Origin of the sequence: Niallia laureatilytica, from assembly GCF_046613985.1 — a bacterium.
Taxonomy (GTDB): domain Bacteria; phylum Bacillota; class Bacilli; order Bacillales; family Cytobacillaceae; genus Niallia.
The window spans coordinates 204396-215419 of record NZ_JBKKHP010000001.1 but is presented as its reverse complement, the minus strand read 5'-3'; the positions used below and the strand labels follow the sequence as shown (position 1 = coordinate 215419).

Below are 11024 nucleotides of genomic sequence, written 5' to 3'. Positions count from 1 at the left end.
ATGGAAACCATTCTAGATAAAATCATCGCCAAAAAGCTAGCAGTTGTTGAGGAGCTTAAGCAGCAAAAAGCTGTAATACAAAAAAATCCTACAATGGCGAGAAAATCATTTATGGAAAGACTGGCAAACACGGATCAGCTTGCGATTATTGCTGAGTTTAAAAGAGCTTCCCCTTCAAAAGGAGATATCAATATTGGTGTTGATCCAAAAGAGCAAGGCTTAAAATATGCGCAATACGGTGCTGATTGTATGTCTGTTTTAACAGACGGTCCGTTCTTCAAAGGCAGCTATGAGGACTTGGAGCGTGTCAGCTCTGCAGTTCCTATCCCTGTCTTATGCAAAGACTTTATCATTGATGAAATTCAAATAGATTTTGCTAAAGCAAAGGGCGCAAGTCTTGTGTTGTTAATTGCAGCAGCCCTTGATGATGAGAAGCTGAACCGCCTTTACAAGTATGCAGTTGCAAGCGGCTTGGAGGTGCTGATGGAGGTTCATAATGAAGAGGAGCTTGAGCGTGCCCTTCAAACGGACTGTCAGCTGATCGGTGTTAATAACAGAGACTTAAAAACATTCCACGTCTCCTTAGAAGTTACGGAACGTTTAGCGCCAACTATTAAGGAATCTGGCAGATACTTAGTGAGCGAAAGCGGAATTGCCTCACAGGAGGATATTGACAGAGTTGTTGCTGCAGGTGCAAATGCAATACTAGTCGGGGAAACCTTTATGAAAGCTGCTAATCTAAAAGAAACATTAGCAAGCATGAAAGTCCAAATATAAGGAAGTGACCATGTATGAATGTCAAAATATGCGGGATAAGAGCAGAAGAAGAAGCACTTTGCGCCGTTCAAAATGGAGCGAAAGCTATCGGATTTGTCTTTGCAGACAGCAAACGGAAAATCGAGCAGGAAACAGCCAGAACGATTATCGATAAGCTTCCTGATGACATCTGGAAAGTTGGGGTGTTCGTCAATGAAACAAGAGAAAGAATCGATGAAATTGTCCGGATTTCAGGCATTAATGTCATTCAGCTTCATGGAGATGAATCGAGTGAATATGCATCTTCCTTTGAATTGCCAGTAATAAAGGCGTTCAGCATAAAGGAAGAAAGCGATTTGGAAATAATTGCGGATTTTCAGTCTGATTATATCCTGTTGGATAGTGAGCGGGAGAGGTACTTTGGCGGAAATGGCAAAGCGTTTGATTGGAATATCGTCAAAAACTATGACTTTAAAGGCAAAAAAGTCATTCTTGCAGGAGGCTTACATAAAGACAATGTAAACCAGGCAAAGACAATGGTCGATCCCTTTATGCTCGATGTATCAAGCGGTGTAGAAACAGATGGGAAAAAGGATTTGCAGAAGATTGAAGGATTTTTACAGGAAGCACTTCAAGCAGTAAACAAATAGGAGGAGCGACAATCATGACAGTTAACTATTCATATCCAGACAGCACAGGACATTTCGGTATTTATGGAGGAAGATATGTTCCAGAAACATTAATGACAGCAGTTGTTGAATTGGAAAATGCTTATATCGAGGCAAAAAAAGACCCGGCATTCCAAGAGGAATTAAATTATTTGCTGAAGGATTATGTTGGCAGAGAAACACCCCTTTATTATGCTGAAAGACTTACAAAGCATTTAAACGGAGCGAAAATTTACTTAAAAAGAGAAGATTTGAACCACACAGGAGCACATAAAATCAATAATGCTATCGGCCAGGCGCTTTTGGCAAAACGCATGGGTAAAACAAAGGTCGTTGCCGAAACTGGAGCAGGCCAGCATGGTGTTGCAACAGCTACTGCCTGTGCGCTGCTCGGTTTAGAATGTACGATATTTATGGGCGAAGAGGATATTAGAAGACAGAAACTGAATGTATTCCGGATGGAGCTTCTTGGAGCAAAGGTCGAAAGTGTTACCTCTGGAAGTGCGACATTGAAGGATGCATGTAATGAGGCACTAAGATATTGGGTTACTAATGTAATGGACACCCACTATATACTTGGATCTGTTATGGGACCACATCCATTTCCAATGATGGTCCGTGATTTCCAAAGCGTCATCGGAACAGAGACGAAGGCACAGTTTTTGGAAAAGGAAGGAAGACTCCCAGAAGCAGTGATTGCATGTATCGGCGGCGGCAGCAATGCGATGGGCATGTTCTATCCATTTATTGAGGATGAAGATGTTGCTCTTTATGGTGTAGAAGCATCAGGACACGGACTAGATACAGATAAACACGCTGCATCCTTAACGAAAGGCAAACCCGGAGTGCTTCACGGTTCTTATATGTATTTATTGCAGGACGAGGATGGACAAATTCAAGAAGCGCACAGCATTTCGGCAGGACTTGATTATCCTGGCGTTGGACCAGAACACAGCTATTTAAATGATATCGGCAGAGTGAATTATGAATCGGTCACAGATGATGAAGCGTTTGAAGCATTGCAGCTGCTGTGCAGACTAGAAGGAATTATTCCTGCATTAGAAAGCTCTCATGCAATTGCTTATTGCTTGAAGCATGCACCTAAAATGAACGAAGAGGAAGCGATAGTCGTTTGCTTATCTGGCAGAGGCGATAAAGATGTTAATACAGTAATGGACAGAATGGGAGTGAATCAATAAGATGGTGACAATTGCAGAGCGTTTTGCACAAGTTGAAAAGAATGGCGACAAAGCCTTTGTTCCATATATTATGGCAGGCGATGGCGGCCTAGACACATTAGAGGAAAAAATTAAATTTCTTGAAAGCAGCGGAGCAACAGCAATCGAGCTTGGGATTCCGTTTTCCGACCCTGTTGCAGACGGACCGATCATTCAAGCTGCCGGAATTCGGGCACTTCAAGCAGGAACAACATTGAAGAAAGTGTTTCAAACATTAACTTCCTTCCGGGAAACGACAACCATCCCGATTGTTTTTATGACGTATTTAAATCCAATCATTGCCTATGGCATTGAGGATTTCTTTCAATCATGCGAAGAGTCAGGCGTTAACGGCATAATCGTGCCAGATATGCCAATTGAAGAAGAAGGCCTAGTGCAAGCTGCTGCTGACAAGCATCACATCGAAATCATCCGACTTGTAACATTAACAAGTTCATTAGATAGAATTGCACAGATAGCCAAAAAAGGCAATGGCTTTTTATATGCAGTCACCGTAACAGGAATCACTGGGGCAAGAACAGTCTTTCAAGAACAGCTAGGAGAGCATCTGCTTAAAGTGAAAGAAGTCAGCCCTATTCCAGTGTTGGCAGGCTTTGGCATCTCCACCCCACAGCATGTGAAAGACATGACGCAATATTGTGACGGCGTTATTGTCGGCAGCAAAATTATTGAGTTATTTGAGAAAAATGATTTAGAAGGAATTAGAAGCTTAATAGCAGCCAGCAAGAGGGTTTCTGTTTAAGAAGCAAAATTCATCCATATGAAAAACAGGCAGAAAATACTTTCTGCCTGTTTGATTTCAAAAGCGATTAAAAATAAATATTATAACCATACATAATGGAAACAAGCAATAAAACTACGAGAATTCCAGGCAGAAGATTTGCCACTTTAAATTTGGTCAGCCCTATTAAATTTAAGCCAATCGTCATAATCATAACCCCGCCGGTAGCTGACATTTCCAAAATAAATTGATCCATTAATTGCTGCGGAATCACACGATCAATCTGGGTTGCAAAAACAGCAATTAGCCCTTCATAAATAATAACAGGAACAGCTGAAAAAAGAACGCCGATTCCTAAAGTGGAAGTCAATATAAGTGCGATAAATGAATCAATAATCGATTTTGTAAATAAAACATCATGATTGCCGCGAATCCCGCTGTCGAGAGCTCCAATAATCCCCATTGCTCCAATTGCAAATATTAACGTACCTGTAACAAAGCCTTGTGAGATGCTTCCCTGCTTGTCAGAACCAACCTTTGCTTCTATCCATTGTCCAAGCTTGCTTATTTTATCTTCTATCGCTAATAATTCACCAATAATTGCACCTAACGAAAGGCTCAAAATCACAATCGTAAAATTCGCCGTTTTAAGTGCCATTTGAATTCCTAATACGACAATAGACAAACCCATTATATTCATAACAGCGTCCTTCATATTGTTAGGTATACGGCGAAGGACACTGCCAAGTAGTGCACCAATCATGATACCTACTCCATTAACTATTGCTCCCAGTAAAATCATTATGTTCATCCTATCTATCTATTTAGTTGTGTCTCTATAGATTATAGGAGGAAAATTCCGATAAATAAAGTCGAAGTTTTACTAGTTAATCGGAATAGATATACCGATATAACAAACAGTTAACTAGAGGTAGGGGGGAATTATAGACTAAATCCTCCAGAAGCATCTATAATTTGGCCAGTTATCCAACGGCTATCAGAGGAAGCAAGAAATGAAACAACGTCTGCAATATCTTCCACTTTACCTAAGCGGTGGAATACGGAGGATTCAGTGGCGAACTTTTTAATCTCCGGATTATCCAGCAGCTTGGAATTGATATCTGTCTTTGTATACCCAGGCATAATAGTATTAACTGTTATATCACGTTCACCAAGGTGTTTTGCTAATGGAAGTGTCATCGTGTTAAGCGCTCCTTTACTCAAACCATAGGCAATCGACCCTGTTAAACCAATCCGTACTTCTGCAGATGAAATGTTAATGATGCGTCCCTTTTCTCTTAGTCTTGGTATGGCATTCTGTATGAGGAAAAAAGGTGCTTTAATATTAATATCTATGATTTCATCGAAGATTTCTTCTGTTGTATTTTCAATGGTTCCTTGCGTTCCAATACCTGCATTATTTACTAATATATCAAATGAGACGGAGCTAGTTTTTTCTAACAGCTTTTCATCTAATTGCTGCAGCAGTTTTTTTACTCCGTGCAAAGACTGTAAATCAGCTGGAATGGAGAAAGCATCACCGCCTGCAGCGATAATTTCCTTAACCGTAGCATCAGCAGCCTTTTGATTGCTTCCATAATGAACAGCAACGATGGCCCCGTCATCTGCTAACCTTTTGGCGATTGCACGGCCAATTCCACGGCTGGCACCTGTTACTAAAGCTATTTTGTCTTGTAAATTCTTCATATATAATCACGCCCCATTAATGTGAATTATTATTTAAAGCATACTTATATTTTATTGGAATTATCAGAAAACTAAATATATAATTATAAAAAGAAAACTCATTTGGCTTGTGATTTTAAAGACATATTGCCGTAATTACTTTATAAAATAAAGAAGGGGAACTAACCATGAAAAATACAGTAAAACTGGATGAAACAGATTATAAAATTATGAATTTATTATTTGAAAACGCAAGGATACCTGTCTCTGAAATCGGCAGAGTTATATCCATGACGCAGCCAGCTGTCAAAGAAAGAATTAATAAGCTTGAAGAGCAAGGGGTAATAGCTGGTTATAAAGCAAAGTTTGAACCTTCTAAAATTAATAAAAATATCTTAACGTTCATCATGTTTAAAACGAGCAAGTGCGCTGATTTTATAACATACTGTGAAGTGGCGCCTGAAGTAGTAGATTTATATCGTGTCAGTGGGGAAGCCAACTATTTACTAAAAGTAAGGACCGATTCACTTGATTCTCTTGCTTCATTTTTAGATTCTTTAATGAGATTTGGATTATCACAACCCATAATCGTTATGAAAAGTGAGTTTGAGGAAAAGATCTCTTTTTGATTTTCTACACCCAGTTACAATTATTTGACAGCAACCAAGAATTAAACTAAATTAATAGTGAATACACCATTCATTATTAAGAGGTGGTTATTATCCAGTCAAAAAAAGAGGAAGTAAAAAAACAAATCGAAGCTGCCGCCTTGAAAGTGTTTTTTAACAAAGGATTTTTGAATGCAAAAATGAGCAATATCGCTGAAGAAATTCAAATTTCAGTCGGAAATATTTATACGTATTTCAAAAATAAAAACGATTTGTTTTATTCGGTCGTTCCACCATCCTTAGTCGATTATTTGCAAAAGGTGTTAGTTGAAAGCATTCATTTTGATAACCAGACATTGTTTGCTGAGGCGAGGACGGAGAAAAGGACAGATATTTTTCAAAAGCAGATTAATCTATTAACCCAATATCATCAGCAGATTGTGATTATTTTTGAAAAAAATCAAGGAACGGAATACAGCAATGCCAAAAACGAGCTGATTGATTTAATGATGGAAACTAAAATGCCGTACGTTAAGAGTACGTACAAAAGATATGAAATAAACAGTGAGGATAATTTTATTTTATTGAATATTCTCGCTAATAGTTTCGTCAACATGATTTTAGACTTATTAAAGAGAGAGATGAGCATAGAAAGCAGACAGCAGATATTTGAGGTGCTTAGCATATACAGGCTGCATGGACTCAAAAGCTTAAATGAATAATACTGTACACTAAAGTGATTCACTTAGTTTAAGGTGAATCACTATTTTAAAAACTAAAAATGAATAAACTATTCATTTTTGAAAAATGGGAGGAAGCACTCATGAAGACAGGATATGCCTTACATAATTGCCATATAATCTATGGTGATGGGAAAAAATTTGCAGATACAAATATGACCATATTAGTAAACGAACAAGGGAGAATTCATCAAATCGAAAAGACAAGCAATCTCGTTGTTCCAAGTCATTATGAGAGCATAGACTTAACAGGGAACTATGTAATGCCTGGCCTCATCAACGCCCATGTACATCTGTTTGCAGACGGAAAGCCTTTTACATTGTCAGTAAGTGAAAAGCTTTTAAATTTTGCGTTTCACCATCTTTTGGATACATCGATAGGAAGAAGAATCTTAAAAAAACGGATGAAAAAAAATGCCATAACCGCCTTGCATTCTGGTGTAACGACGATGCGCAGCGTAGGTGAATTCTTTTATAAAGATGTGGAGCTGAGGGAGGAGATTCATGCGCACAAGTTCGTAGGTCCGAACCTACTTACAGCAGGCTACTTCCTAAGTGTAACAGGCGGTCACGGCGCACCTTATTTAGCCTTAGTCGGCGATTCTCCGTGGGAGGCGAGAAGAAATGTGAGAATAAATGTTAAACATGGGGTGGATTTAATTAAAATCTGTGTCACCGGCGGTGTTACAGATGCAAAAATGGTCGGGGAAGCTGGCCGGTTACAAATGACAGAGGACGAAGTTGCCGCCATATGTGAGGAAGCTCATAAAATCGGCATACGTGTTGCCGCACATGTGGAAAGTACGGAAGGAGTAAGAGTTGCACTAAAGGGAGGGGTTGATACGATAGAACATGGAGCGGAGATGGATGAGGAAATTATCAGTCTGTATAAATGTAATCCTAGAGCCTTAAAGGGTTACACAGCGTTAATTCCTACTTTGCAGGCTGGTTATCCTAGCGCAAAATTGGATTTGAGTCTGACGAAAGTGAGCGAAACAGTGCAAGAAAACTCTCGGCTTGTTTACGATTCGATGCTAGCAAGTGTAAGGCAGGCGGTAGAACATGGGATAAAAATGGGGATTGGTACAGATGCAGCAATGCCATTTGTGACACACTATGATATGTGGCGCGAGCTGGACCATCTTATGCGAAAAACGTCGCTGGATTCACTGCAGGTAATTGAAAAGGCAACAAAAACAAATGCAGAAATTCTCGGCATAGATCATCTAACTGGAACGATTGAAATGGGAAAACGAGCAGATTTAATTGTAATGGACCATAATCCATTAGAAAATATCAAAACTTTATCAAATATAACGATGGTAATGGTAAATGGTCAACTTATAAAAAATCCAAACGTAAATAAAATGAAGGAAGTGGATGATTTGCTAGATTTAGTATGGAGCAACGAATAAAAAAACCAGAAATATAAATTTCTGGTTTCAGCTTACTAATATAAGTGAGGGCTCTAAGAGAGACAAAGAAAATATTGGCTATTGCCCGTTTTCTTGAATCCATTGCCGTTCACTTCATCTGTACAGTCAATCCACTGATATTTTTTTGCTTTTCTTTCTAAAACCTCACTAATCTCATCTTCCGTTTCGTGCATTAAGCTGATTACTTCCGTTAATGTCATCTTAAAGTGAGCGGCTGCCTCTTGATGCGGCAACTGCTCTTTAAGAAGTGATAGAAACTGTGTTTTTGAATCAGCTTTCTGTGCTAAAGACTCTTCCTTATCTACAATATATTGGTAAACTGCTTTCTTAAACGGTGGCAGTGTGTTGACGAAATTCCTTTCAAGTATCTCCATCCACTTTTCATTTCTCATTATAGGCAACCTTTGCTATTTAAGCAGATACTAATCAGTAGTAAAGAATTATCGTAACTATTACGATTTACCAAAGAGCCATTAACAATTTCCATTAATTGTTTTCTTTCATATTGTACTTTTTCAGGAAGCGATCCACTCTTCCGCCTTTATCTGCAAATTTCTGCTTACCTGTGTAAAATGGATGTGAATCTGAACTAGTCTCTACTTTAATAAGAGGATAAGTATTGCCATCCTCCCATTTAATAGTCTCATTGGATTTTTTCGTCGAACCTGTTAGAAATTTGAAGCCGCTGTTCGTATCCATAAATACGACTTTTTCATAATTTGGATGTATATTTGCTTTCATATTATCACCTCATATTTTTTACTACATACTCATGATAATCGAAATCATTACGTTTTGCAAGTGATGTGCATTATATATCATATACCATGAATTAAATCGACCAAACCATTGGTAACATAGTTTTTTTAGAGTATCGCATTTTTTTATACTAAACAAAAACTTCCTTTAAGTGAGAATCGTCTAATGGGTGGAAGGGAGCAGTGTGCATTGGAAGAAAGTATCAATGGAGATTTGAGTATCCAAAATAGAGAAAAGCTATTGAATCAAATTATGGATGAATATGGCCAGTCATTATTGCATCTTGCCTATTCATATGTAGGCAGGAGGGAGATTGCAGAAGATTTAACGCAAGAAATATTTGTGAAATGTTATCAAAAGTTAGAGCAATATCAAAAAAGATCCTCCTTAAAATCATGGATTTGGAGAATTGCTATTAATCATTGTAAAGATTATTTAAGGAGTTGGCATCATAAGCATATTGTTTTTTCAGAAGAAGAAGTACGGCATATTCCAAGCGCTGAGAAAGAGGTGGAAAACCAAGTTATCCAGAAAGATGAAGATCAAGAGTTAGTTAAAGCAGTGTTTCATTTGCCGGACAAATATAGGGAAGTAATTTATTTATATTATTTTGAGGAATTATCGATTAAAGAAATCTCTGGCCTCATAGATGTGAATCAAAATACGATTAAGACAAGGTTAAAACGAGCTAAAGAACTGTTAAAGATAAGCTTGGAGGGATGAAAATGGATAATCGATTAAAGAATTTAAGAAATGCGATGAAAAAAACAGTGTTACGAGATATTCAGTTTACAGAACAGCATAAAGGAAGTATTAGACGAAAAGTAAATCAGCTTTCAACCAATTCAGAAGAAGAGGTCATTTTAGCAATATTTCAATTATTAAAAGAAAAACGAACTGGTTTTGCATTAAGCAGACTTCTCCGTGCAAGAGGAATGGGAAAGTTTGAAACAGAAGAGGGCTATCTCTATATGTTTTTACATAAATTTGAGCATAAAGGCTACTTGCGTACTTATTGGAATGAACCTGATGTTAAATATTATCAACTTAACACAAAAGGCTTAAAGCTGCTAAAAAACCTCGAAAAAGAAAGTAGTAAAGCTTACTGCTTAAAAGAAATATTGGAGTGGTAATAAGATGACTAATCTTAAGGAATCTTTTTTATTAGAAGTAATGCAATATATAAAATCAAAAGATGCGAAAGAAGCTGTCCGCAAAGAGCTGAGTTATCATTTGAAAATGTCCCAATCAGAATTAATAGGAAAGGGGGCAACTGAAAAAGAAGCGGAACAACAAGCTATCAAGCAGATGGGCAGCCCGATTGAACTTGGTTCATACTTTAATAAGCTTTATCGACCTTTATTTGATTGGAAACTATTTTGTTTATTTACCACTATTATTCTAATAGGAATCCTACCGTTACTACATATACAAGCTGATTTTTCAATAGTTAGCAATCAAATAATGTTTATTATATTAGGAATTTTCATTGCGCTTTCGGTAATGCTGTTTGATTACCGCAAGATAAAGAATTTTGGGTGGCTGATTCTTATTACAGGTTTCGTGTTACTGCTCGCTTTAAACTTTTTCCCAAGTACGACGGTTAACGGACTTTTCGTTATCCGCTTCCTGTCTTTTACAATAAGCGGTGCAAGTCTTTTGCCTGTATTCTTAGTGTTTTGGGCAATCTATCTATCTAAAGATAAACCGAAGAGAATGGTTGTAATAAGTATTTATTTGCTGTCATTTTTATTATTCGTAGGACTGGCTAACTTAACAGATATCTTTCTATATTCCTTGTTGGTGCTTACTTTAATAGTTGCTAGTTCAGTTAATAACAAAACATTATATCCATCCATTGGTGTTTCTTTAGGTCTACTGCTTACCTTTGTCATTATATTTTTTGTTAGCGCTGGTGCTGACCTAAAAAGACGAATACTGTCATTTTTACACCCTGAGAACTACGCAGAGAATGAAGGCTATATATACTTATTGCTAAAAGATATCCGTTCATCAGGTGGCTGGTTTGGAAATTCAAGTGCACAGTTTAATCAAGTTGAAATGTCCACAGACTTGGTTTTAGCCAATATCACCTATTATTATGGCTGGATCGTTGCTAGTCTTGTATTTGTGATAATATTGCTGTTGGTGTGGAGAATGATTGTTCTGTCTACCCAAATAAAAGATAAATTTGGCAAACTGTTAATTTTGGGTGTATGTTCCTTGCTATCTGTACAATTTATCTATAATATTGGCATGATATTAGGATTAGTCCCGGTTATTTACATGTCACTGCCCTTTATTAGCTATGGATTAACACCAACCGTTTTAAATTCTCTATTAATTGGAATCGTATTAAGCGTATATCGCAGGAAGAATCTAGTCTTAACTAGTTAAAAAAACCGGCTGCCA

At 37.5% G+C, this 11024-nt stretch carries 14 protein-coding genes; 10 read left to right on the top strand and 4 right to left on the bottom strand.

What is annotated here, in order from left to right:
* From trpC to trpA, 4 genes are read left to right on the top strand one after another with little or no spacing between them, the layout of a single operon-like run.
* Positions 1–777 carry an indole-3-glycerol phosphate synthase TrpC gene (gene trpC / locus ACLIJJ_RS01085; protein ID WP_233313665.1) on the top strand — a complete coding sequence of 259 codons (777 nt, stop codon included), beginning with the start codon at positions 1–3 and terminating at the stop codon, positions 775–777.
* A 14-nt stretch (positions 778–791) separates the two neighbouring features.
* A complete protein-coding gene (locus tag ACLIJJ_RS01080; RefSeq protein WP_233313666.1) occupies positions 792–1406 on the top strand; it encodes a phosphoribosylanthranilate isomerase in 615 nt (204 codons plus the stop codon).
* Positions 1407–1420: 14 nt separating this feature from the next.
* A complete protein-coding gene (trpB, locus tag ACLIJJ_RS01075; protein WP_233313667.1) occupies positions 1421–2623 on the top strand; it encodes a tryptophan synthase subunit beta in 1203 nt (400 codons plus the stop codon).
* A gap of 1 nt (position 2624) precedes the next feature.
* Entirely contained in the window at positions 2625–3404 is a 780-nt protein-coding gene (gene trpA, locus ACLIJJ_RS01070; protein WP_233313668.1) for a tryptophan synthase subunit alpha, read from the top strand.
* A gap of 67 nt (positions 3405–3471) precedes the next feature.
* Here trpA and ACLIJJ_RS01065 read toward each other — a convergent pair whose 3' ends face one another.
* Positions 3472–4185: a DUF554 domain-containing protein gene (locus ACLIJJ_RS01065; RefSeq protein WP_233313669.1), complete on the bottom strand. Its 714-nt coding sequence runs from the start codon at positions 4183–4185 to the stop codon at positions 3472–3474.
* Between the two features lie 140 nt (positions 4186–4325).
* Positions 4326–5090 carry an SDR family oxidoreductase gene (locus tag ACLIJJ_RS01060; protein WP_233313670.1) on the bottom strand — a complete coding sequence of 255 codons (765 nt, stop codon included), beginning with the start codon at positions 5088–5090 and terminating at the stop codon, positions 4326–4328.
* Positions 5091–5257: 167 nt separating this feature from the next.
* On the opposite strand from ACLIJJ_RS01060, the gene ACLIJJ_RS01055 reads away from it, so the two are divergent.
* The 3 genes from ACLIJJ_RS01055 (at position 5258) to ACLIJJ_RS01045 (ending at position 7832) form a co-directional block, all read left to right on the top strand.
* The gene (locus ACLIJJ_RS01055; RefSeq protein ID WP_237941524.1) at positions 5258–5698 is read left to right on the top strand and encodes an Lrp/AsnC family transcriptional regulator; all 441 of its coding nucleotides are present in this window, start codon (positions 5258–5260) and stop codon (positions 5696–5698) included.
* An 83-nt stretch (positions 5699–5781) separates the two neighbouring features.
* Positions 5782–6399, top strand: coding sequence for a TetR/AcrR family transcriptional regulator (locus ACLIJJ_RS01050; RefSeq protein WP_411410455.1), 618 nt, complete (start codon positions 5782–5784; stop codon positions 6397–6399).
* Between the two features lie 101 nt (positions 6400–6500).
* Positions 6501–7832, top strand: coding sequence for a metal-dependent hydrolase family protein (locus tag ACLIJJ_RS01045; protein WP_237941522.1), 1332 nt, complete (start codon positions 6501–6503; stop codon positions 7830–7832).
* Between the two features lie 53 nt (positions 7833–7885).
* Here the strand turns inward: ACLIJJ_RS01045 and ACLIJJ_RS01040 are convergent, their stop codons facing one another.
* Positions 7886–8245 carry a hypothetical protein gene (locus ACLIJJ_RS01040; RefSeq protein WP_341077112.1) on the bottom strand — a complete coding sequence of 120 codons (360 nt, stop codon included), beginning with the start codon at positions 8243–8245 and terminating at the stop codon, positions 7886–7888.
* Between the two features lie 94 nt (positions 8246–8339).
* Positions 8340–8594 carry a type B 50S ribosomal protein L31 gene (locus ACLIJJ_RS01035; RefSeq protein ID WP_233313675.1) on the bottom strand — a complete coding sequence of 85 codons (255 nt, stop codon included), beginning with the start codon at positions 8592–8594 and terminating at the stop codon, positions 8340–8342.
* A 183-nt stretch (positions 8595–8777) separates the two neighbouring features.
* Here ACLIJJ_RS01035 and ACLIJJ_RS01030 point away from each other — a divergent pair, with 183 nt between their 5' ends.
* Genes ACLIJJ_RS01030 through ACLIJJ_RS01020 form a run of 3 tightly spaced genes read left to right on the top strand, consistent with a single transcriptional unit; the run spans position 8778 to position 11009 of the window.
* Positions 8778–9335 carry a sigma-70 family RNA polymerase sigma factor gene (locus ACLIJJ_RS01030; RefSeq protein ID WP_411410454.1) on the top strand — a complete coding sequence of 186 codons (558 nt, stop codon included), beginning with the start codon at positions 8778–8780 and terminating at the stop codon, positions 9333–9335.
* Positions 9336–9337: 2 nt separating this feature from the next.
* Entirely contained in the window at positions 9338–9745 is a 408-nt protein-coding gene (locus ACLIJJ_RS01025) for a PadR family transcriptional regulator (RefSeq protein WP_411410453.1), read from the top strand.
* Positions 9746–9749: 4 nt separating this feature from the next.
* The gene (locus ACLIJJ_RS01020; protein ID WP_411410452.1) at positions 9750–11009 is read left to right on the top strand and encodes an FtsW/RodA/SpoVE family cell cycle protein; all 1260 of its coding nucleotides are present in this window, start codon (positions 9750–9752) and stop codon (positions 11007–11009) included.
* The last annotated feature ends 15 nt before the right edge of the window (positions 11010–11024 follow it).

What these genes read in the sequence shown, in the direction of transcription:
- trpC (WP_233313665.1), top strand. Translation starts at nt 1, where the DNA reads ATGGAAACCATTCTAGATAAAATCATCGCCAAAAAGCTAGCAGTTGTT.
- ACLIJJ_RS01080 (WP_233313666.1), top strand. Translation starts at nt 792, where the DNA reads ATGAATGTCAAAATATGCGGGATAAGAGCAGAAGAAGAAGCACTTTGC.
- trpB (WP_233313667.1), top strand. Translation starts at nt 1,421, where the DNA reads ATGACAGTTAACTATTCATATCCAGACAGCACAGGACATTTCGGTATT.
- trpA (WP_233313668.1), top strand. Translation starts at nt 2,625, where the DNA reads ATGGTGACAATTGCAGAGCGTTTTGCACAAGTTGAAAAGAATGGCGAC.
- ACLIJJ_RS01065 (WP_233313669.1), bottom strand. Translation starts at nt 4,185, where the DNA reads ATGATTTTACTGGGAGCAATAGTTAATGGAGTAGGTATCATGATTGGT.
- ACLIJJ_RS01060 (WP_233313670.1), bottom strand. Translation starts at nt 5,090, where the DNA reads ATGAAGAATTTACAAGACAAAATAGCTTTAGTAACAGGTGCCAGCCGT.
- ACLIJJ_RS01055 (WP_237941524.1), top strand. Translation starts at nt 5,258, where the DNA reads ATGAAAAATACAGTAAAACTGGATGAAACAGATTATAAAATTATGAAT.
- ACLIJJ_RS01045 (WP_237941522.1), top strand. Translation starts at nt 6,501, where the DNA reads ATGAAGACAGGATATGCCTTACATAATTGCCATATAATCTATGGTGAT.
- ACLIJJ_RS01040 (WP_341077112.1), bottom strand. Translation starts at nt 8,245, where the DNA reads ATGAGAAATGAAAAGTGGATGGAGATACTTGAAAGGAATTTCGTCAAC.
- ACLIJJ_RS01035 (WP_233313675.1), bottom strand. Translation starts at nt 8,594, where the DNA reads ATGAAAGCAAATATACATCCAAATTATGAAAAAGTCGTATTTATGGAT.
- ACLIJJ_RS01030 (WP_411410454.1), top strand. Translation starts at nt 8,778, where the DNA reads ATGGGTGGAAGGGAGCAGTGTGCATTGGAAGAAAGTATCAATGGAGAT.
- ACLIJJ_RS01025 (WP_411410453.1), top strand. Translation starts at nt 9,338, where the DNA reads ATGGATAATCGATTAAAGAATTTAAGAAATGCGATGAAAAAAACAGTG.
- ACLIJJ_RS01020 (WP_411410452.1), top strand. Translation starts at nt 9,750, where the DNA reads ATGACTAATCTTAAGGAATCTTTTTTATTAGAAGTAATGCAATATATA.